We start from the raw sequence: 23,206 nt of genomic DNA, 5'->3' as shown, positions 1-23,206 counted from the left end.
ACTGTGGAATGAACCTTAAGTTGACACCAATGGAACCGCTGTTACCCCTGAATGCTCTGTTGAATTTTGTCTAACAATTGTGCTGCTGACAAGGAAGAAGGCAAAATTTTGGCAGATACTTCTTGCAGCAGAAAGTCGATCGCCTCCGATTCCGAATTTACAGCAGATCGATCGTCCCAGACTAAAATTGGCAGTTTGACAGCCATTTGCCGCAGGTTCGATAGCGCTTGCAGCATCGCGGACGATTCTGAGGGAGTATCGCGCAAGCACAGCAACACTAAGTCCACACTTTGATATTGCAATTGCTGCAAAACTTCTGTCCAGCAGGGAGCGATCGCCCCTCGAAAGCCGGCCGTTTGGATGTACTGAATCAAAGCTTGAAAGTTGGGAGTAGAAAACTTGGCATGGGGTACGGGAATCTCGGCTTTGGTCGATCGATCGCCCTTTGCCAATTCTCCCGTCGGATTCACCCGAGTCGTGCAGTGCAAGTCCGGTAATGTCAAAATGTCAGCAAATAAAATGCTGGGCTTCCAACTCATGCCCGCAGCTACTTGAATCACTTGCCACAAGGCAGATGCCCCCAACCCGGTGCCTGAGGTTTCACTGCCTTCAGGACTCCCGCCTGACAAACAGGGAAATACCGACAATCCTTTGACTTGATTTGCTAGTTGCGTCGTTACGGGGTCTAAAGTCACTAAGGGCAGAGCACCCAAATTTCGAGACAGACTTAACTGTTCGATAAAAGCTAAGGGGTTTTGCAGTTGGCTGGTACTGTCCAAGACGATCGCATCGGGCCGCCAAATTCGGGCCACGAGTTCTGCTTGGCCGAGGTCGTCTGCTTCCAAAACTCGGCAGTAGTTGGGGTTGAGGAGTAAAGCAGAACCTTGAGAGGAACTGTTTTGCGGGCTGAGCCACAACACGGTTAAAGAACTCCTGACCTTGCTCGTACTGGCATCGGGGCGACCGATCGAGTCTGCCAACAGCCGCCGTAAAGCGGCTTCTTCCACCGGCAAGCTCAAAAAGCCTTCGGCGCGGTTGACAGAAGCCCGTTCTTTTTCGCCTCTGGTGGCTGTGACGATCGCCGGAATCGATCGAGTATCCGGATCGCTCTTCAGCAGCGTCAGCACGTCCCAGCCGGACAGCAGCGGCAGCAGCGGGTTGAGGAAAATCGCTTCGGGACTGAACCTGCGAGCTTTTTCCAGCGCTTCGGTGCCGGAACGGGCGACTATTACTTGGTAGCCCAAACCAGAGAGGACTTTGCTTAAATCTTCGATATATTTAGGAACTGCTTCGACTATTAACACTAAACGAGAGCGAGAATTGGCGATCGGAATCTGATATTTTGGTTTGAATAATTCTTCCTCGTTCCCTGTATGTGCTGGGAATTCTTCCCCGCTATTTCCCGGAGGATTTGGGGGCAGCAACAATGTAAATTCAGAGCCTTGGTTTTCTGAGGAAATAAACGAAACGTCTCCGCCGTGGAGACGGGCGAGCCGTTGAGTCAGTACCAGTCCCAGTCCGGTTCCTTGAAAGCGCCTGGTGAGCGGGCTTTCAAGCTGTTGAAATTTCTGAAAGATCAGGTGCTGTTTGTCAGCCGGGATGCCGATGCCGGTATCCCAAACTGTGAAGGCGAGCCAACCTTCCCAAACATTTACTTTCAATCCTATTTTGCCGCCAGCTTCGGTGAATTTTAGGGCGTTGGAAAGCAAGTTAACGAGCATTTGCCGCAGCCTTAGTTCGTCGGCAATTAAATAGCTCAGTCCCGGCTCTATTTCGAGTGTAAATTCAATTTTTACAGGTGGTTCTTCTTGAGAAGCTTCGCCCTTGGTTTGGCTGGGCTGGGAAGGTGATTTTTCTTCTTGCTGTTGCAGTTGTTTTGCTTGTTCAAAGGCTCTTTTGCAGGTGGCTGCTATTTCGACTGGTTCGGGAATTAGTTCTAGCTGCCCGGTTTCCATGCGGGTCAAGTCTAAAATGTCGTTCACTATTGTCATCAAATGCCGCCCGCTTTGATGGATTAGTTTGGCGTAGCGTGTTTGGCGATCGTTGAGTTCTCCGATCAATTTATCTTTGAGGAGGCTGGACAAACCGAGGACGGCGGTGAGAGGGGTTTTTAGTTCGTGGCTGATGCAGGACAAAAATTCGTCTTTGAGTCGGTTGAGGTGGATTAAATCTGCGTTTTTTGCTGCTAGTTCTTTGGCGACTAAATGTTCTTCGGTGACATCTTGTCCCATTACTAAAATTAGTTGATTTGAGAGAGGCTGTTTGACAAATTGCCAGATCCGTTCTTGACCTGTTTGTACGGGACAATCACAAATATATGTATCTGGTTTGCCGGCGGTGGGACACCAAGCTGGAGCGGTTAAGGTAGATGGAGAGGCGGCGGCGTACAGGGGTAGCGGACAACTGGTGGCTGCGGTTCCATCACGCGCGGCGAAGCTATCCCGCAGCCCCTCGCCCGATCGACTTGCTCCTACTAGGCTCCTGCACTCAGATGTGACGGCATCTACTTCAACGCTCTTGTATTCTGTTGCTACATGGCTTGGTTTGTGGGGCGAGTGTTTGCCCAAATTTGCCATTGGTTCGGGAACTGGATCTGGGCCAGCTCCCAGCAAAATCCGCCACGCTGCGTTTTGGCTGACTATTTGGCCGGTGGGAGTTTGCAATCTCAGGGGTAGGGGCAGTTTTTCTAGGAGTTGGACTAGGGAGTTGAGGTTTTCCGAGGGTTTCAATCCTGCTTCTAGGAAGCGCACTTGAGATCCTAGGGCTGTGGCGATGGCTGCGGAAACCGTGGTTAATTCAATTTCTTTGACTGCTGTGGCTTCGGGCCTCAGGCTGCTGTTAACTGCGGCGAATTGCAGCAGGCTCTGACACTCTAGCATTCCTAAAAATTTCCCGCTGGCATCTGTCAGGCCGATCGGGCTTTTGGAGCCACCACCGGCGCTAAGGCCAGACTCCGCAGGGGTGTTAAGTTCCTCTATTTGCAAATATTCCCAGAATTCGCTGACGCTCAGAGTCCCAGGGATTACCCGGATCGGCTCGATCGGCAGCGAACTTGCTGACAAAGGTTGCTCCCAGTCGTTTGTGCGATCGATCGCCCAGACCCAAAAGCGGCTCAGGTAAACTAATCCTAGGGGTTGTAGCTGTTCGTTGACTACTGCAATTCGATCGCAGTTGCCCTGGCTGAAAATTGACTGTAGCGATGATAGCGCCGCCGTTTGGAGGCACAGGGGCACTAACTCGATAAAATTTTTGAGACTGGGGCTGGTGGTTGACATAACAAACCTGAGAGTCTGCTATCAATAGCAGTAATATTTTTGATACCAATGTAGCTGCCGATCTTTTGTATCTTATTTAGTTTTATACCAGTTCTCGATCGAGCCCCGGATCTGCACCGAGACCTACGAATTTGATGCCTGCACCTGATTTGAGGCAACTACCAATTATTTTAAGCCTTAAGCTTAATTGCAGAAATCAGGATAGGGGTGCTTGACACATCTGCCAATAAGTACACTCTGACGATCCCGCTGCTAAAAGCCGATCGCCATATTTTGCAGTTAAGATTGGTTACAATAAATGTTTAAATGATTGTTAAAATGTTAAGTATTTTATTATATAAGGAGATATCAACTCTGAGCGATCCAGCACTTTCGGGCAACTTGGGTAGTTCACCTACAGGTTTGCTGCCCCAACTGTCGATCGGTATTTTTATCCGCTCTGAAAAAAATGCCAGCGATGCGATCGAGCTTTTGAGCGGGGAACGCTATACGTTAACGCACATTAAATCGGCGGTGGAGTTTTTGGGATTCCTCAAGCACAATTACCACCTCGATTGTTTGGTTTTTGACGTAGATGACGTAGATAGGGATTTGCAATTGCTTTTGAGCAAGCTGCAAGAACGATCGCTCTTTTTACCTGCTGTGTTTTTTTTGCCCCAGCCGGCAGGGGATGGCAGCCAAGAAGCACCACCCTCAGATGCTTTGGAGGGCGCGGCGAGTACCGCCGAGAAGAGTCAAGATCAAAAAAGTTGTGCTTTTTTTTATCACCCGGCTGAGGTGCAACTACCAATCGCGAGATCGAGCGACCTAGGTACAAGTATCGATCGGGCGATCGCACAATTTCTGAAACTTTCAACTCCGGTTCCTGTCAATGACCAATCCGCAAGGGTCGATGCCACGGCCCAATTGACTGCTCAAAGTTTACTCCAACGACAGCAGCGCCGACTTGCGGAAAAATTACGGGAGCGATTAGGATACTTAGGTGTGTATTATAAAAGAAATTCTCAGATTTTTTTACGAAATCTTTCGGGAGAAGAGAAGCAAAAGTTTTTGGAGCAACTCAAGTCAAGTTATCGCGACATCGTTTTAAATTATTTTGATGAAGATACTGCGGTCAACAATCAAATAGATGAATTTGTAAATTTAGCTTTTTTTGCCGATGTTCCCGTGACTCAAGTTGTAGAAATTCACATGGAATTGATGGACGAATTTGCTAAACAGCTAAAATTAGAAGGCCGCAGCGAGGAAATATTGCTCGATTACCGCTTGACTCTGATTGACGCGATCGCTCATCTATGCGAGATGTACAGGCGATCGATTCCCAAAGAAACATCTCAAGTTCAGTTGACAGTTGACAGTTGACAGTTGTCACGAAGGAAGAAGGAAGAAGGAAGAAGCAAGAAGCAAGAAGGAAGAAGGAAGAGTTGACAGTTGACAGTTGACAATTAAAAATCTTCAATCCCCAATCGAAAATCCAAAATCCAAAATCCTAAATCGTTTGACAGTTGACAGTTGACAGCTTGCCCCCCAAGTGCAGTCGAAGGGATGAGGGCGACATCTACCTGGAAGTCCGAGGATTCGAGTAATGAATAGTCTGATTTTAATTTCTCCCTACAAGGGTTCCGGCTTTCAACCAATTCTTTCTGGCAAAAGCAAGAAGCAAAAAGCAAGAAGCAAGGAAAAATTTAACAAACTAGAAAGGAGAAGACAGCCGGCAGCGCGATCGTGACGCTGAAATTATTATAAAATAACAAAGAACAGCGGATTCAAGACCAATAACAACTACAACTAACATCTGACAACTAATACTCAACATTTAAAAAGTTCATGAGTCCTCTGAAGAAAACCTACATTCTGAAGCTATACGTTGCCGGGAATACTCCGAACTCAGTGCGAGCTTTGAAAACCCTAAAAGACATCCTAGAACAGGAATTTCAAGGAGTCTACGCCCTGAAAGTCATAGACGTTCTCAAAAATCCTCAGCTAGCAGAAGAGGACAAAATTCTAGCAACCCCCACCCTGGCGAAAATCTTGCCGCCGCCGGTGCGAAAAATTATCGGCGATTTGTCCGATCGCGAGAAAGTTCTGATAGGATTAGATTTGCTCTATGAAGAACTTCGCGAAGAAGACCTGAATTCATAAGATAATCAGAAGACAGTCATTGATCCGCAGTCAGCAGTCATTAGTTATTGAGCAAGAACCCAAATTACAAGCTGGGTATAAAGACTCATGGGCTGGGTTAATGAGTGAGAAATAAAGAATACTGAGAGTTGACAAAAATCGACATGAATGAAATTAGTCAAACGGTGCAACCAGAAGGATTGGTAACGGCAGGCGTTGAAAAGATTCGCACGATGATTGAGGGTTTCGATGACATCAGTCACGGCGGAATGCCGATCGGCAGAACCACCCTAGTCAGCGGCACGTCAGGAACGGGAAAAACTTTATTTGCCGTACAATTTATATATAACGGAATCATCCATTTTGACGAACCTGGAGTCCTCGTAACTTTTGAAGAATCTCCGACAGATATTATTAAAAATGCTTGCAGTTTCGGTTGGGATTTGGCACGGCTAATAGATGAAGGCAAGCTATTTATTTTAGATGCTTCCCCCGATCCAGAAGGTCAGGATATTGTGGGAAACTTTGATTTATCTGCTTTAATCGAGCGAATTCAGTACGCCATTCGCAAGTACAAAGCCAAGCGCGTTTCTATAGATTCAGTAACAGCCGTATTTCAGCAGTACGAAGCTGCATCTGTGGTGCGCCGAGAAATCTTTCGCTTAGTTGCGCGCCTCAAACAAGTAGGCGCAACTACAGTTATGACTACCGAACGGGTTGAAGAATACGGCCCGGTGGCGCGGTTTGGAGTGGAAGAGTTTGTGTCGGATAATGTCGTGATTGTTCGCAACGTCTTGGAAGGCGAACGCCGCCGCCGCACCATCGAAATTTTGAAGTTGCGCGGTACAACTCACATGAAGGGTGAATATCCTTTTACTATGACCAATGATGGTATTAATATTTTCCCCTTGGGGGCCATGCGATTAACTCAAAAGTCTTCTAACGTGCGGGTTTCTTCCGGCGATAAAACTCTCGACGAGATGTGCGGCGGGGGTTTCTTTAAAGACTCGATTATTTTGGCTACCGGTGCGACGGGAACCGGCAAAACGCTGTTGGTAAGCAAGTTCTTGCAGAATGCTTGTATGAACGGCAATCGGGCACTACTTTTTGCCTATGAAGAGTCGCGGGCTCAGTTGTTCCGCAATGCTTATTCTTGGGGCATTGATTTTGAGGAAATGGAACACAAAGGACTGCTGAAACTGCTGTGTACTTACCCCGAATCTGCGGGCTTGGAAGACCACTTGCAGACGATCAAATCAGAAATTGCTGAGTTCAAACCTTCTCGAATTGCCATAGACTCGCTTTCAGCCCTAGCTAGGGGTGTCAGCAATAATGCTTTCAGACAATTTGTGATTGGGGTGACTGGTTTTGCGAAGCAGGAAGAAATCACCGGCTTTTTTACGAATACCAGCGACCAGTTTATGGGTTCTCATTCGATTACGGACTCCCATATTTCTACGATTACTGACACGATTATCATGCTTCAGTATGTAGAGATTCGAGGCGAAATGTCGCGGGCAATTAATGTGTTTAAGATGCGCGGTTCGTGGCACGACAAAGGAATTCGAGAATACACGATTACTGAAAGAGGCCCACAAATTAAAGATTCGTTCCGTGGCTACGAACGGATAATCAGCGGTTCTCCAACTCGGATTTCGGTTAATGAGAAGAGTGAGTTATCGCGGATTCTCCAGGGCGTGCAAGGTCAAAACGATGACGATATTTGACAATCGGCAGTCTGTTGTAGGGTGTGCGGTGCGCGCTGCTGTGTTCTGAAATCGCCCGCACAGCCAGAACTCCTTTACCAGAAATAATTGATTGAAAGCCCCAAGCCCGGGAGAAATTAAAATCAGACTATTCATTACTCCAATCCTCATCCTTCTGGGTAGAGGTCGCTCTCCAACTGTCAACTGTCAACTGTCAACTGTCAACTGTCAACTGTTGAACATTGGTCATAAAAAAGATCGATCGCGAACGATCGATCTTTTTATTAATTTCAGTGAGCACGGAGGGATTTGAACCCCCGACCCTCAGGACCGGAACCTGATGCTCTATCCACTGAGCTACGTGCCCTCAACGTTTTTTGAGTATAACACGTCTTGTCGAAAATGGCTAGTCGATCGAGCAAATTCGATCGACCCTCTCCAAACCGCTGGGCCGATGCGGGTTCTACTCGCCCGCGCGTATCGTGTATCAGGCACTTCTCGCAGCCTGAGACGGCAAATTTTGACAATTATCCTCAAAATAATAGGACAATGGGTAAAATAATATACTTTAATCTAAGCAAAGATTAGGCTCACATTCGATCGCGGTTCAGCGTCTACCACAGCTAATACAGCCCGCATCAATTTCCTCTAGCTAGTAGGTAGTAGATGGCGCTGCTGTTAAGATAAGCTCTCCAAGAACGGTTCTAGGCTAAGTTCACCAAACCTCTGAATCTTATGATTGATAAAATGTTAGATAAATTATCGCTGAGAACTGTTCTCATAGTTCCATTTGTGCTGCAAATCGTCGCAGCCGTGGGACTCGTAGGATATCTCTCCTTTAGAAACGGACAAAAAGCAGTTAATAATCTTGCCACTCAGTTAATGAGCGAGGTGAGTTTGCGTGTCGAGCAAAACCTGCAAGTTTACCTGACTACTCCCCATCAAATCAATCAAAGCAAGCTCGATACTGTCAAACTGGGCTTGTTAAACATGGAAAATTTATCAGATTGGGAGAAATATCTTTGGCGACAAGTACAATTATATCCTTATATAAATTTTACATCTATTGCTAACAACAAGGGAGACTATAGAACCGGAGAAAAACTCTCAACTGGCCCTCTCATGATTAATATGTCAGGCAAATCTACTGGCTTTGATTTTTATTCATACAATACTAACAATACAGGCGATCGCACTACCGTAGCAGCAATGGTCAAAAAATTTGACATCCGCGAACATCCTTCGTACCAAAATGCAGCTAATGTCGGCAAACCAACTTGGAGCTCAGTTTATATTTCGTTTCTTGAACCAACATTAATACTCAGCGCACTCCAACCTGTATACGATAACAACCAGCTAGAAGGAGTATTAATTGCTGCTTTGCGTCTCGACCATATTGGAATATTTTTAAACAGTCTCAAGATCGGCAAATCCGGTCAAGCATTTATTGTCGAAAGAAATGGTACGTTACTCGCAACTTCAACAGCCGAACAACCATTCCGTACCAAAGATAATAAAAAAGAACTGTTTAAAGCAGAAGAGAGTGTTGACCCCTCGACTCAAGCTACAGCTAAATATGTAGCAGCTCGTTTTCGGGAATTAAAGGAAATTAAAACTTCCTATATCTTAAATTTTGAAATAGACGGCAAGCGACAATTTGTAAAAGTCCTACCTTTCCAAGACGGCAAAGGTTTGGACTGGCTGATTGTGGTAGTTGTTCCTGAAGCAGATTTCACCGAACAAATCGATGCCAATACTCGCATGACAATTTGGCTTTGTTTGGCAGCTTTAGCCATAGCTGTAGTTATCGGCATTCAGACTTCTCGGTGGGTGACAAATCCAATTTTGCGCTTAAATACAGCAGCTAAAAATATTGCTAAAGGCGAATGGGACACCACAGTAGAAAGCGAACGTTCCGACGAATTGGGAGAATTAGCCAAGTCATTTAACAGCATGGCTCAACAACTGCAACAATCTTTTGCAACTTTAGAACACCGAGTGCAAGAGCGGACTGCCGAATTGGCTGTAGCCAAGGACAAGGCGGAAGTAGCCAATCAAGCTAAAAGTGCCTTTCTGGCTAACATGAGTCACGAATTGCGATCGCCCCTCAATGCAATTCTCGGCTTTTCCCAACTGATGACTCGCAGCCAAACCCTATCCCGAGAACACCAAGAAAATCTTAGCATAATTAGCAGCAGCGGAGAACACCTGCTCACCCTGATTAATAACGTGCTCGATTTATCTAAAATTGAATCGGGGCGCACCACCCTCAATCCCAAAAAATTCGACCTCTATCGCCTGCTACACGACTTGGACGATATGTTTCAACTCAAAGCAGATGACAAGCATTTGCAGTTAGTTTTCGATCGCAGTCCCGACTTACCGCAATACGTAGAAACTGACGAGTTAAAATTGCGGCAAATATTAATTAATTTGCTAAATAACGCTCTTAAATTCACAGAATATGGCGGTGTTTGTGTCAGAGCTAGCAAGCATTTAATCAGCCAAGACTGAGAGAAAAAATCAGTAAATAATCTTGTATCAAAAACCTACAAAAATACAGGAATTGAGGTCAGTAATAACATTAAATCTCCACATTTAACTTTGTCAGAAAATGCGAGTTATAAAACCCACAATGACGGTTCAACTTCTGCCTCATCCTTCTTTATTCATTTTGAAGTCGAAGATACTGGCCCAGGTATTGCTGCCAATGAATTAGACAATCTTTTTGAAGCTTTCGTGCAAACCCAGACAGGCAAAGATTCCCAAGAAGGTACAGGCTTGGGATTGCCAATCAGCCGCAAATTTGTGGAATTAATGGGTGGCGAAATCAGCGTCAATTCTGCTGTTGGGAAGGGCACTAATTTTCAGTTTGATATTCAAGTTATTGCGGTGGAGGCGGCTGATATTTCTATCCCAAAACAAACTCGCAATGTGATTGCCTTGGAACCCAACCAACACCCCTATCGAATTTTGATAGTAGATGATAAACTGCTCAACCGCCAACTGTTGATTAAGCTTCTCAATCCTCTGGGTTTTGAACTGAAAGAAGCTACTAACGGTCAAGAAGCTATTGAGATTTGGGACAATTGGGAGCCACATTTAATTTGGATGGACATGAGAATGCCCGTGATGGACGGCTACGAAGCAACACAATACATTAAAGGCACTATTAAAGGTCAAGCTACTGCTATTATTGCGCTGACTGCGAGCGTTTTGGAGGAAGAACGGGCTGTAATTTTGTCGGCGGGCTGCGATGCTTTTATGCGGAAACCTTTCCGGGAAGCCGATATTTTCGATGCTATGCACAAACATATCGGAGTACGCTATATTTATGAAGATCCGGGGCAAGCTAACTCATCGGCAGTCAAAGAGCGCGATCGCGAAATGACTGCGGCTGACTTCCTTAAATTGCCTGAGTCGCTGGTAGCTGATTTAAAGCTGGCCATACTAAAAGTGGATATGGATTTCATTGAGAGTTCGATCGACCAAATTAGATTAAAGGATACAGTAACTGCTGCTGCGATCGCCAATTGTATAGAAAATTTCGAGTACGACAAAGTTTTAAAGTTAATCTCTCAAGCAAGCTCACATGAATAATGACATTCCTAGTACCCCTCCCGGTAATATTTTAGTAGTGGACGATACCCCAGCGAATTTGCGACTGCTAGCCGGAATTTTGAATGGCAAGGGCTATAAAGTCCGCCCCGTACCGAGCGGCGAGTTAGCACTTTCGGCCGCACAAGGTATGCCTCCCGATTTGATTTTGCTGGATATTATGATGCCCGAAATGAACGGGTATGAAGTTTGCGAAAAAATCAAAGCTGATGAACGCACTCGCGACATTCCGGTGATTTTTATCAGCGCGATAAATGACGTACTAGATAAGGTTAAAGCTTTTGCTGTAGGCGGAGTAGATTATATTACCAAACCCTTTCAGATGGAAGAGGTGCTAGTTAGAGTAGAAACCCATTTAGCAATGTGCCAGTTGCAAAAAAAACTCAAACAGAAAAACGATGAACTGACAATCACTTTAGAGCAACTGCAAGCAACTCAGGAGCAATTAGTTCAATCGGAAAAAATGGCTGCCTTAGGGCAACTGATTGCAGGCATTGCTCACGAAATTAATACGCCGCTAGGGGCGATTCGATCGTCTATTGGGAATATTACCGGCTTTTTGGATAACAATCTCGACAGTTTGCCAGTTTTTTTTAAAGAACTGTCTGCCGAACGCCAGCACGATTTTTTGAGTTTAATGTACAGTTCCCGCCAACAAACTTACTCTTTATCTACGCGAGAAAAACGGGAATTTAAAAGAGGCGTGAAGCAGCAACTAGATGCGGAAGGGATTGATAATGCTGACAGCCTTGCTAGCATTTTAGTCAATATCGGATTGCAAGGAAATGTGCAAGAATTCGTGCCGTTGCTCAAAGACCCTGACAGCGAAAATATTATCAAAACCGCCTACGATTTTGCTAGTATTCAAAAAAGCGCCAGAACCATCGCTACCGCTACAGAACGCGCTGCAAAAGTCGTTTTTGCTCTCAAAAATTATGCGCGTTACGATGTGCATGGGGATAAACTAGAAGTGAATATCACTGATGGAATTGAAACTGTATTAACTCTTTATCAGAACCAGCTAAAACAAGGTGTAGAAATCGTCAGAAACTATCAAGCTCAATTGCCTCCGGTATTGTGTTATCCAGACGAACTCAATCAAGTTTGGACAAATTTAATTCACAATGCCTTACAAGCGATGGACAATCAAGGAACTTTAACAATTGACGCCTGGGAGCAAGATACCAACTTTGCCGTAAAAATTACCGACAGTGGCGCTGGAATTTCACCGGAGATTTTGCCGAAAATTTTTGAGCCGTTTTTTACGACCAAACCAGCGGGAGAAGGCAGCGGATTAGGATTGGATATTGTCAAAAAAATCATTAAAAAACATCAGGGTACAATTGATGTGGAGTCAGTGCCCGGTCAAACTGCATTTACAGTGTCTTTGCCGATTAATTTAATTGAGTAGGTAAAACACCAGACTGAAATCTGGGGCTAAAAATTTGCAGTCTAGGCGCGCGGAATGTAGAATTTGGAAAACGGCGTGCTGCCCATCCGGGTTCACCCTGCCAGACGAAAGGAGGAAACTAGCGATGTCTAAACCAGCAATTTTGTGTGTTGACGATGAAGTAGCGGTGTTGGAAAGTCTGGAAATTGAACTGCAACAGGCATTTAAGGGTAAATATCTTTGCGAATTTGCTGAAAGTGCTGCCGAAGCACTGGAGATTATTGAAGAGCTGTGTGAAGATGAGGTTAACATTCTAGTTATTGTCTCTGATTGGTTGATGCCTGGAATGAAAGGAGATGAGTTGCTGATTAAAATTCATCAAAAATATCCGCAGATTGTGACAGTTATGCTGACAGGACAAGCGGACAAAGAAGCAATTGAACGCACAAAATCTCAAGCCAATCTTCATGCTTTTATACAAAAACCTTGGCAAAATCAAGAATTAATTGAAGCGATTAAGTCTGGTCTAGCAAAGTTATGAAAAAACCTGTGATTATTTGTGTGGATGATGAGCAGACTATACTCGATAGTCTGGAAATAGACCTGCTAAAAGCCTTTGAAGATAAATATTTAATTGAAACTGCCCAAAGCGGCGAAGAAGCTTTGGAATTGCTGTCTGAACTTTTAGCAGAACAGTATGAAGTTCCTTTGGTTATTTCCGATCATATCATGCCGAATATGAAAGGAGACGAGCTATTGAGAAGCGTTCATGCCATCTCGCCGAGAACTCTCAAGATTATGCTGACGGGGCAGGCTAATTTGGAGGCGGTAGCCAATGCTATTAATTATGCTAAATTGTACCGATACATACCTAAGCCTTGGCAAACCGATGATTTAAAATTAACTGTTACTGAGGCAATCTACAGATATTTTCAAGATAAACAATTAGCTGAAAAACAAATAGAACTTCAGGAAATGAATCAGGAGTTGGCAAGATTAAACCGCAAGCAGGCGATGCTGATTGCTAAACTCCACGAAAACGAAAGTCGGTTGACGCAATACCTGGAAGCGATGCCGTTGGGCGTGTGCGTGCTTGATGCGAACGGTCAATCTTTTTATGCTAATCAAAAGGCGCGGGATGTATTTGGGAAAGGCACTGTACCCCATATTAATTCGGAGCAGAAAGCAGCAATTTATCAATTCTATAAAGCCGGAACTAATCAGAGATGTCCTGTGGAAGAATTGCCAATTATGCAGGCGCTGCGGGGCGAAAGTGTGCGGACTGAGGGTGTAGAAATTCGGACTGGTAATAAGGTTATTCCGGTGGAGAGTTGGGCGACTCCTATTTATGATTCTCTCGGGGATATTTGCTACGGGATTATTGCTTTTACTGATATTACGGAACGCAAGCAAGCTGAAGCAGCGCTGGTGCAAGCTGAAGAGAAGTATCGCCGGATATTTGAAAATGCTCTCGAAGGTATTTTTCAGACTGCACCTGACGGAACTTTGATTAGCGCTAATCCTGCTCTCGCTCAAATCTACGGCTATGATTCCCCTGAAGAATTGATGGCAAGTGTTAATGAGATTCAGCGGCAATTGTACGTGCAACCGCACCGCCGTCAAGAGTTTTTTGCGTTGATGGAACAGTACGGTACTGTGTCTGAGTTTGAGTCGGAAGTTTACCGCCGAGATGGCAGTATTATCTGGATTTCTGAGGATGCACGTACTGTTTTTGATGCTAGGGGTGAACTGCTTTACTACCAGGGTTTTGCTGAGGATATTACTTTGCGAAGACTTGTAGATGCGGAACGCCTGAAGTTTACGAATGATTTGGAAAAAGCTTTGATAGCTGAAGAAAAGTTCAATGAAGCGCTGTTAGAAAGCGAAAATCGGCTGACTCAATTGCTGGAAGCGGTGCCGGTGGGTATATTTGTGGTTGATGGTATTGGGAAACCTTGTTACATGAATTCTTGGGCTGAGAAAATACTTGGCAAAGGCTTGGTTTCTGATGTTATTCCTAGCACTTTGCCGGAAGTTTATCAAACTTACTGCGCCGGAACTAATGAGCTGTATCCAAGCGAGAGACAACCGATTGTGCGGGCGCTGGGGGGGGAAGTGGTGCACTCTGATGATGCAGAAATTCACCGCCCGGAGAGGATTGTGCCGATCGAGATTTGGGCGACTCCAATCTACGACGAACGGAAAAACATTGTTTACGCGATCGCAGTTTTTCAAGATATCACAGAGCGTCAAGAGGTAGAAACCGAGCGCCGCAACTTCACAGATGAGCTGCAAAAGGCTTTAGCAGCGGAAGAAAAATTAACAGATGCTTACGGGCGGTTTGTGCCGCACCAATTTCTACACTTTCTGGGATATGAAAGTATTCTGGATGTAAAATTAGGCGATCAGGTGCAGAAAGAAATGTCGGTGTTGTTTTCAGATATTCGGAATTTCACGGCTCTTTCAGAACAGATGAGTCCTGAAGAAAATTTTCAATTTATTAATGCTTATTTGTCGCGGATGGAGCCTGCAATTACTGAAAATTTTGGGTTTATTGATAAATACATTGGCGATGCAATTATGGCGCTGTTTAATGGCAGTGCGGACGATGCGGTGAAAGCTGGAATTGCCATGCTACAGCAGCTTAACGAGTATAATATGAGTCGCAGTCGGCCCGATCGCGCGCCGCTACAAATTGGCATTGGCATCAATACGGGTTCTTTGATGTTAGGCACGGTGGGGGGGCAAAATCGGATGGATAGCACGGTGATTAGCGATGCGGTTAATTTAGCTTCTCGCGTGGAAAGTTTGACGAAAGAGTATGGAGTTTCGATGTTAATTACTCACAATACTTTTGTACAGTTAAATGATGTTTATGATTTTAGGTTGATCGATCGCGTTACAGTCAAAGGCAAATCGCGCATGGTAACGGTTTATGAAATATTTACGGCCGATCCGCCCGAGTTGCGGCAGAAAAAGTTAGATACAAAGACAATGTTTGAGCAAGGTTTGGTTTTCTACAATAGTGACAAATTTCTCGAAGCTACAAGATTGTTTTCGGCGTGCTTGCAAGTCAATCCTGGGGATAAGGTAGCTCAAATTTATATGCACCGATGTGTGAAACGGGCGATCGCTCCTGCATAAGCTTTGTTCGCCGGAGAGATTGTCTGTTATGTTCGAGAGGGGGAGAGGGGAAGAATGGGGAGCATATCATTTTTATAAAAAGCATTTTTTCTTTGAGTGCGAGCACGCAAGAGCTCGCGTATTGTACAATACGCGAGCTCTTGCGTGCTCGCACTATAAATACAAAACTGAGATGCTCCCGGGAGAGGGGGAGATGGGTATTCTAGATTTAAATATGCAATTTTAATCTAGAATACCATAATTCTGGTTTACTTTTTCCCAAAATAATGTAACTTTAGGGAAGATCCCAACCCCGATTTAGTAAATCATCCCCAAGTCTAAAATCTAAAATATAAAATCTAAAATCTAAAATTGTTTAGATTGGCAGGGAAACGGAAACTATTGTTTCTTGCTGTGGCAAACTTTCTATTTTAAATTGTCCTCCGTGCAATTCTGCTAGGCGTTGAACAATGGCCAAGCCCAATCCCAAACCTGGTTGTTGGTAAAGTTTGCGATCGAACTGCCTGTAAGCTTCTAGCTGTGCTATCTGATCGGGAGTCATGCCGCGACCTTGGTCTTTGACAGACAGAATAAAAGTCTCATTTTCCACGAAAGTGCTTAATAAAACTGGCGTTCCTTCTAAAGAAAATTTGAAGGCATTGTCCAGCAGTTCCTCAACAATTTTTGTAAGTCTCATAGAATCAATAGCTACCGACGCATCCTGCAAATTTAATTTTAAATCGTCTGTTCTATTCACCTGTTTCGCTTGCTGGAGCGCTTTTTGAGTGAGCAAAGATTGTACGCAGCTAAATTGGCTACAGCGCATTTCTTTTAGCAGTTCGGGATTTGTGCCTGCTATCTCAAGTTCTGCATACAGCAAAAAGTTCTGAATCAGCCGATATAAGCGATGACCTGAAGTGTTAATTTGACCGATCATTTCTAAGATGTCTGAATCCTCGAACACCTGATATTCTGACAAAATTAACTCGGAAAAGCCCAGAATAGCATTCAAAGGAGTCCGCAATTCGTGGGGGAGCGACATACTAATATTAATGCGTAATTCGTCTAGGGTTTTTTGAGATTGCTTGCTAATTGTTTTCTGTTTATCAAGTCGAATAGCAATTGCTTTTAGCAGTTCTTGTGGCGTACAAGGTTTAGTAATGTAATCGTCTGCTCCCATTTCCATGCCAGTGCGAATGTCACTTTTATCGGCTTTGGCTGTGAGGAAAATAAACGGAATTGTGGCAGTTATGGGGTCGGAACGCAAAGCTTTGAGGACGCCGTGACCGTCAATTTCCGGCATCATCATGTCGCACAAAATTAAATCGGGGATTTGTGCGATCGCCAATTTGATACCGACTTTACCGTCGTTCGCTCCAATGCCTTCAAAATTCTCGGCTTCCAGTAACTCTAAAATGTTTTCTCTAATCGATTCTTCGTCTTCTATTACTAAAATCTTTGCCACGGTTATTGCTCCTTTTCGTTAGTAGTTGTTGCAAAAGATCTGTGTGAGGATACTTGACAAATTTGTTTGTTTGTGTTGTTAACTGAGCGTTAAGTGGCGGATGCTTATAGTTGATAATTTAGTCGTGAAGCTGGGGTGCATCTGGCGCAAGGAAGAGGGCGAAGCATGACCGCATATAAGTTATTAGTTATCATCTCATATTGACTGCGGTCATGCTTCGCCCCTACGAATATATTCGCCTTGCGCTAGATGCACCCTGAATCTGTACTGCATTTAAATTGTATAACCTTTCTCCCAAAAATGATGTATGTCTGGTAATGGCTAATGGGTAATTGGTAATCGATAGTTTCTTTCCTATAAGCTTTCGGGAGCATCTCAGTTTTGTATTTGTAGTGGTGTCGGGAGCTCGCGTGCTTTATAAAGCACGCGAGCGGGGACGCTCGCACTGTAAAAAAAATGCTTTTTCCAAAACTGAGATGCTTCCAAGCTTTCTGAGGTTAAACTCCGGTAAAGAGGCTCTGGGCGCGTGTGTGTTATCAATCCGACGATCGTAGCAGAATGTGACATACCTCGTCTTTATGAGAACCGCTATATATTTGAATGAACTATTAACATTAATCAACTCGTCTTCCCCTCTCGCACTCTCTCTCTCTGGCGCAGCAGCTTATTGGCTAGCACAAATTAAAGGTAAGGTAATAGTGAAAGTTGTGCTTTTTCCTTCTTGACTCTCGATCGCCAGTTTGCCGCCGTGAAGTTCCACGGCTCTTTTCACAATTGCTAAACCGAGACCTGTTCCTGAAATAGTGCCGACATTTGTAGCTCGGTAAAAAGTTTCTAAGATCCGCTCTATATCGGTTTGGGGAATCCCGATGCCCTGGTCTTGAACCTGGAAAACAGCTTTGCCGTTTTGACAATTTAGTCGCAAGGAAACTGAACTGCCGGCGGGGGAATATTTGATGGCATTTGAGAGGACGTTTCCCAACATTTGCCGCAGCAGTTTTTCATCCATTTGAGCGTCGCAGTTGCCGCCTTCATGTATAAAGGCGATCGGATGTTGGTTGCTATCGTTGAGCTGCTGTTCTTCTACGAGTTGACGGCAAAATTTTTCGAGGTTTAAGGAAATCGGTTGAAATGGTAAGGTGTTTGCTTCTATTTTGCCAATTACGAGGATATCTTCTAATAACTCTGTCATGCGTTTGATGGCTAGTTGAATCCGCACAAAATGAGTAGATTTTTTTTCTTCTGACCACTTAGCGCTGTAATCTTGGAGCAATCCAGCGGAAAATTGGATGGTTGTCAGGGGGGTGCGGAATTCGTGGGAAACCATGGTGACAAATTTGGCTCGCAGTTCGGAAAGTTCTTTTTCTCGTGCGAGGGCTTTGAGAATTTCAGCTTCTGCGCGTTTGCGATCGCTAATGTCGCGGGCTTCAGCAATCAGCAGCAAAACTTGTCCTGTCTCATTTTTAACAGGTTTGAGTGAGAAATCAACTGTGACAATTTGGCCGTTTTTGCCTACCAAGTCGATTTCGCTGCGGAAAAACTCGCCGCGGCTGGCTTTGGCGATCGCAAATTGCAGTTGTTCGGAAAAATTTCGGGTTTGAGGCCAAATCACCATTTGCCAAATCGGGCGGCCGACTATATCTTGCGATCGCACTCCGGCAAAATCGAGGGCTGTCTCGTTGACTTCCAGCACGACTCCTTCGGGAGTCAGCAGCTTGGTGAGTTGAAAGGAAGAGTCAAAAATCGCCCGAAAACGTCGCTCGCTTTCCCGCAGCATTTGGAATGTTTGCGATCGTTCGATCGCGTAGCGGATAGTCCGCACTAATAATGGAGTAGTAATTTGACCTTTAACAATGTAATCTTGAGCTCCCAAGCGAACTGATTCTAGGGCGATCGCCTCATCGTCCAAGCCTGTCATTACCACCATTGCTGTATCGGGAGCAACTTCTCGCAGGCGAGTTAGGGTTTCCAAACCGCGGCTGTCGGGTAAAGAAAGGTCGAGCAATACTATATCAAAGTGTTGTTTGGACAGTTGGGCGATCGCCTCATGCAGGAACTCAACAGACACGAGTTCCCACTGAACGCCCCCAGATACTTCTAAAAGTTCTGCAAGCAAATCAGCATCAGCGGGATTGTCTTCTATTAACAGAATCTTAATCCACATAGCTTAGAGGTTTTTGGCTGTAACATTTTCACGGCGTATCAATCTCAGCTTAAACTTTTTTTCTTGACCCTGCCATTTGCAACTTGAAAATTATTATTTGGTAACACTTCCAAACCACTTTATTTAGCCAAATTCAAGTCAAGCATAATGCAATCAAGACGGGGTACGCCCACTACAAACTTTCTGGCTGGAAAAAAATCCTTGCTGACCGAAGAGCGAAACGCAAGCCCCGGGCTAACGACACGGATCCAAGTCGGTAGCGGTTTCAACCGCCTTCAATATTTCTTTACATACATCAATCAATACGAAGGACAGTTTTAGATCTGATCGAGTATCTCAAACCCTTGATGGCTATAGGGCTGACTATTTTTTCAATCTTTAAGTCTAGCCCGCTCGTTTCAAAAAATCATTAAAAATGCCAGGGCTTAGTCTGTAACGCTTACAGAGTCGTTAAAAAACTGTCCGAACTATCGATCAATGAAACATATCGAAAATTGATGTTATGATTAAGAAGATTGAGTAGGAATAACCATCTACGTGTTGAAACAACCTAGTACGGTGCAATCCCGGCAACGGACATATCCGACTTGATTCGGAATAGTTAAAGGGCAAACAAAAGGCTGGTTGTTGAGCGTACCGTAACTTTTGGCTAGTGATGGACTCTGAAAGCAAAAAAAACTAAAGTATACGCAATGCTTGAAGAAATTCAAGTTGAGCGAGTAGCGGCGAATTGATAGCGCCTTTGTAGATCCGATTATGGTTTCTTCAAGAATCCCCTCGCCTTTAGGCATGGGGAGTATCAAACTCCATCTTCCACTCTTATGCCACTTGTGAAAAAAATGCTTTTTGCCAGACTTTTTCTAGCCAAGTGATACTATTTGCGATTCTGGCATGAGAAATGGCTCTGGGGTTTGCAGTTAGCCTACATTTGCATTTTTTACCGATATCAGGACTGCTGGGTGAATCCTCCTATACCGAATTTCAAAAAGTTGAAAAAATTTTCTATTGGCCATCAGCAAAGTATCTGTTGTTTAATTTAGAGGAAGTTTGACGACTGCGAGCCAGAATTCCTCAATTAACCTGACTACTTTAGTAAATTGTACGAAGTCTACAGGCTTAGTTATGTAACAGTTGGCGTGGAGCGAGTAGGACTTGGCAATATCCTCCGGAGCTGCTGAAGTGGTGAGAATCACTACAGGAATTAATTTTAAATTAGGGTCAGTTTTAATTTCTTCTAGCACTTCAACGCCACTTTTTTTGGGCAGATTCAAATCCAGCAAAATTAAATCAGGACGGGGTACGCCCAGGTAGGGTGCTGTTTTGTGTAAAAACTTGATTGCTTCAACTCCATCCTCCACAAAATGTAAGTTATTCAATATTTTACCCTGACCGAAGGCTTCTATTGCCAAATCGGCGTCGCTGGGCGAATCCTCAATCAGCAGAATCTCAACGGGTCTAACAGTGCTTCGATCGCTCATAACTGGCGTATCCTTTTGATTAGAGGAAAAAAAAATTGAACTTTGACCCTTCAGCTATTAATTATAGGAATAGTGAAGTAAAAAGTCGCTCCTTTTCCCTCCTGAGATTCCACCCAGATCCGCCCGCCATGGCGTTCCACAATCCGCTTGCACATCGCCAAACCTATGCCAGTACCGGAATATTCGCGGCGTCCGTGCAGGCGTTGAAAAATGATAAAAATGCGATCGGCATACTCAGGATCGATGCCAATGCCCCGATCGCGGACGCTGAACAGCCATTCGCCCTCTTGCCTTTGGGCTGCGATCTGAATGAACGGGATGTCTTCGCGGCAAAATTTGATGCCGTTGGCGATCAAATTTTGGAATAATTGCACCAGTTGAGATTCATCTGCCATCACCGTTGGCATCGCGTCGCAGGTGATGACAGCTTTTGTTTCGGCGATCGCAATTTGCAAATTGCACAAACTTTGCTTGACAGCAGCATTGCAGTCGGCTGGCTCAAACTCCTGACCCCTCGTTCCCAGTCGCGAATACGCCAACAAATCATTAATCAATTGTTGCATTCTGGTCGCGCCGTCAACAATATAATTAATATACTTATCGGCGCGATCGTCCAAATTTTCTTGATAGCGCTGGGCGAGTAATTGAGTGTAACTGGTAACGGCTCGGAGCGGTTCTTGCAAATCGTGGGAAGCCACATAAGCAAATTGTTCTAGTTCCTCGTTAGAACGCTTCAAATCTTCTGTAAGTTGCAGCATTTGCTCCTCTGCTTCTTTGCGGCCTGTAATGTTGTAAACCAACGCACAACAAGACAGCATATTCCCCAGATTGTCGAATACTGGACTGGTAGAAATATAAGTCCAAACATCTTTACCCTCCTTAGTTTTTAGTTGTACTTCACGTTTTTCACCAATAGCTTGCTGGCGCCAATCCACAGGATAGAGATTTGATGTTCTTTCCGGTTCGTCCGTGAAATCCAAAAGCGGTCTACCTAACATTTCTACTTCACTATAGCCAAGCATTCGTGCCATTGCGTGATTGACATAAGTCGTGAGGGAATTGCTGTCAATTACCCAAATACCTTCTTCTGCTAATTCAACTATTTGTCTGTACTTGAATTCGCTTTCCTGCAAAGCTGTTTCAGTTAGTTTGCGATCGGTGATATCTTTCATGAAACAGTGGTGACCGTTAAATGTCCCTTGGGCGTCGCAAGCTTTTACCAGAGTTATTTGCTTGTAAAAAAACGTTCCATTTTTCCGGACTCCTCTAGCTTCCACGTCTACTTTGCCAGAAATTAGCATCTCCTCATAAGCTGAGATTAGCATCTCAATATCATCAGGATGTACGGTGAGTATCCATTCCATACCGACCATTTCTTCGGGTTCGTAACCGCAGGTATGAGCGTAAGCTCGGTTAGCATTGACGTAGCGTCCCTCAATGTCCAGTCGCGAAATGCCTTCCACGGCATTTTGCAGGGCAATGGTGAGGTCGCGGAAATCTTTTTCAGCTTGTTTGCGATCGCTAATATCCTGACCGATACCCAAAAAACCGTTAATATTTCCGTTGTTGTCAAATAAGGCAGTCACAGACAGCAGTACCGGAAACCGCGAACCATCTTTGCGAATGTAACTCCATTCATTTTCGTCAGCTATTCCCCGACGCGCCCAGGCAACAAAAACCTCAAACTCCGGCTCTATTTTTACTCCCAATTCTTGAGAAAGAATTTCTGCTCTTTTACCGACCTCCACAGGATCGTGAATGATTGCTAGCGTAAATTTTCCCACCACTTCTTCGGAGGAATAGCCTAAAAGTTTCTGGGCTGCCAGATTAAATGTTTTAATCGTACCGTCTGGTTCGGTAGAAATAATTGTGTAGTTAGGGCTATTAAGAATTGCATTTTGCAGTTGCGTCAATTCTAACAAAGTGAACGCAATTTTTTGTCTGTAGGCGATTTCTTTTTGCAATTTGTGGTTGTAAATTTCAATTTGAGCAGTGCGAGCGACTACTCGACGCTCCAGAGTTTCATTGAGCAGTCGATTTTCTTCTTCTACCTGCTTGCGTTCTGTAATATCAGTAATAGTAGCAACATAACTTTTAACCTTCCCATTTTCTCCGACTTGACCGACAGCTTGACCGAATACCCAACTGATTTTAGTGCGATCGATGCCTTGAAAGCGGTACTCAGATTTAAACGGCAATTTCTCGGCAGCGGCGCTGTACCATTGGTCAAAAACCCGCTGGCGGTCGTCTGGATGAATGCCTTGGAACCACCCTTTACCCAAAGCTTCATCGCAGCCCATTCCCGAAATTTGACACCAGCGCTCGTTGACATACAAGCAATCTCCTATAGCGTCTGCATAAAATATTCCCACCGGCGAAGCTTCAGTTAAGGTTTGATAGCGAGCTTCTGTTTCTCGGCGTTCGATGATTTCTTGTTGCAGTATGCGATCGATCATCCCTAATTGAGTTGGACTCAGGAGAGTTAATGCTTGGGGAACTAAAGGAATTAATGCAAAAGCCGTGTAAGCAGAAATCGCGGCGGTAATCATTTTTAGACAGCCAGAAACCCAATAAACAGGATGCCAAAGCGTCCAAACTTCCATTACATGAGTAGTACCGCAGGAGATAATAAAGGCGGCAAACAGCCAAAAAATGTTGCGAAATGGCAAGTCTTTTCGCTGACTGATAAAATAAATTAGGGATAGGGGTATTGAATAGTATGCCAGGGCAATTATCGAGTCTGACACTATATGCAGCGCGACAAGCTCTCGCTGCCAAAGGTAACAGTGGCCGTGAGGAATGTAATTCCCGATGAATAAGAGGTTATTTAAAATAGTCCACATGATAAAGAAATGGGTAATGGGGA

The 23,206-nt window shown here is 44.6% G+C and carries 13 protein-coding genes, 1 tRNA gene and 1 pseudogene; 9 read left to right on the top strand and 6 right to left on the bottom strand.

All coding sequences use genetic code 11. From position 1 onward, the window contains the following. Positions 1 to 41: 41 nt before the first annotated feature. A complete protein-coding gene (locus JGK36_RS09430) occupies positions 42 to 3,275 on the bottom strand; it encodes a hybrid sensor histidine kinase/response regulator (protein ID WP_293197534.1) in 3,234 nt (1,077 codons plus the stop codon). Between the two features lie 306 nt (positions 3,276 to 3,581). Between JGK36_RS09430 and JGK36_RS09425 the strand changes: the two genes are divergently transcribed. The 4 genes from JGK36_RS09425 (at position 3,582) to kaiC (ending at position 7,123) form a co-directional block, all read left to right on the top strand. Further along, positions 3,582 to 4,637: a circadian clock protein KaiA gene (locus tag JGK36_RS09425; RefSeq protein ID WP_325314823.1), complete on the top strand. Its 1,056-nt coding sequence runs from the start codon at positions 3,582 to 3,584 to the stop codon at positions 4,635 to 4,637. Between the two features lie 223 nt (positions 4,638 to 4,860). Then, the gene (locus tag JGK36_RS09420) at positions 4,861 to 5,004 is read left to right on the top strand and encodes a hypothetical protein (RefSeq protein WP_293197532.1); all 144 of its coding nucleotides are present in this window, start codon (positions 4,861 to 4,863) and stop codon (positions 5,002 to 5,004) included. 98 nt (positions 5,005 to 5,102) lie between these two features. Continuing rightward, the gene (kaiB, locus tag JGK36_RS09415; protein WP_265233654.1) at positions 5,103 to 5,417 is read left to right on the top strand and encodes a circadian clock protein KaiB; all 315 of its coding nucleotides are present in this window, start codon (positions 5,103 to 5,105) and stop codon (positions 5,415 to 5,417) included. A 143-nt stretch (positions 5,418 to 5,560) separates the two neighbouring features. Beyond that, positions 5,561 to 7,123 (top strand): circadian clock protein KaiC, encoded by a 1,563-nt coding sequence (gene kaiC, locus JGK36_RS09410; protein WP_293175649.1) that lies wholly within the window; start codon positions 5,561 to 5,563, stop codon positions 7,121 to 7,123. 273 nt (positions 7,124 to 7,396) lie between these two features. Here the strand turns inward: kaiC and JGK36_RS09405 are convergent. Further along, positions 7,397 to 7,469: transfer RNA gene (locus JGK36_RS09405), tRNA-Arg, on the bottom strand. Between JGK36_RS09405 and JGK36_RS09400 the strand changes: the two genes are divergently transcribed. The 5 genes and pseudogenes from JGK36_RS09400 to JGK36_RS09380 all read left to right on the top strand — a co-directional run bounded on the left by JGK36_RS09400 (position 7,443) and on the right by JGK36_RS09380 (position 15,254). After that, on the top strand, positions 7,443 to 7,664 hold the full coding sequence (locus JGK36_RS09400) for a hypothetical protein (RefSeq protein ID WP_293197530.1): 222 nt from the start codon (positions 7,443 to 7,445) through the stop codon (positions 7,662 to 7,664). The genes JGK36_RS09405 and JGK36_RS09400 overlap by 27 nt on opposite strands. Before the next feature lie 173 nt (positions 7,665 to 7,837). Next, positions 7,838 to 10,702 (top strand): annotated as a pseudogene (locus JGK36_RS09395) (ATP-binding protein). Next, entirely contained in the window at positions 10,695 to 12,131 is a 1,437-nt protein-coding gene (locus JGK36_RS09390; RefSeq protein WP_293155928.1) for a response regulator, read from the top strand. Before JGK36_RS09395 ends, JGK36_RS09390 begins: the two are co-directional and overlap by 8 nt. A gap of 124 nt (positions 12,132 to 12,255) precedes the next feature. Continuing rightward, positions 12,256 to 12,651: a response regulator gene (locus JGK36_RS09385; protein ID WP_293175655.1), complete on the top strand. Its 396-nt coding sequence runs from the start codon at positions 12,256 to 12,258 to the stop codon at positions 12,649 to 12,651. Beyond that, a complete protein-coding gene (locus JGK36_RS09380) occupies positions 12,648 to 15,254 on the top strand; it encodes a PAS domain S-box protein (protein ID WP_293175657.1) in 2,607 nt (868 codons plus the stop codon). The genes JGK36_RS09385 and JGK36_RS09380 overlap by 4 nt, the downstream gene beginning before the upstream one ends. Positions 15,255 to 15,609: 355 nt before the next feature. Here JGK36_RS09380 and JGK36_RS09375 read toward each other — a convergent pair whose 3' ends face one another. The 4 genes from JGK36_RS09375 to JGK36_RS09360 all read right to left on the bottom strand — a co-directional run bounded on the left by JGK36_RS09375 (position 15,610) and on the right by JGK36_RS09360 (position 23,087). Next, on the bottom strand, positions 15,610 to 16,698 hold the full coding sequence (locus tag JGK36_RS09375) for a response regulator (RefSeq protein WP_293197529.1): 1,089 nt from the start codon (positions 16,696 to 16,698) through the stop codon (positions 15,610 to 15,612). 664 nt (positions 16,699 to 17,362) lie between these two features. Continuing rightward, positions 17,363 to 18,862, bottom strand: a complete 1,500-nt coding sequence (locus JGK36_RS09370) for an ATP-binding protein (RefSeq protein WP_293175663.1) — start codon at positions 18,860 to 18,862, stop codon at positions 17,363 to 17,365. 1,031 nt (positions 18,863 to 19,893) lie between these two features. Continuing rightward, on the bottom strand, positions 19,894 to 20,340 hold the full coding sequence (locus JGK36_RS09365) for a response regulator (protein WP_293155910.1): 447 nt from the start codon (positions 20,338 to 20,340) through the stop codon (positions 19,894 to 19,896). Positions 20,341 to 20,390: 50 nt separating this feature from the next. After that, positions 20,391 to 23,087 carry a PAS domain S-box protein gene (locus tag JGK36_RS09360; RefSeq protein ID WP_293197527.1) on the bottom strand — a complete coding sequence of 899 codons (2,697 nt, stop codon included), beginning with the start codon at positions 23,085 to 23,087 and terminating at the stop codon, positions 20,391 to 20,393. Positions 23,088 to 23,206: the final 119 nt, after the last annotated feature.

Source organism: Microcoleus sp. PH2017_35_SFW_U_B (genome assembly GCF_020737865.1).
Classification (GTDB): Bacteria; Cyanobacteriota; Cyanobacteriia; order Cyanobacteriales; family Microcoleaceae; genus Microcoleus.
Note: the sequence above shows the minus strand (reverse complement) of the source record. Positions and strands in the feature narration are given on the sequence as shown.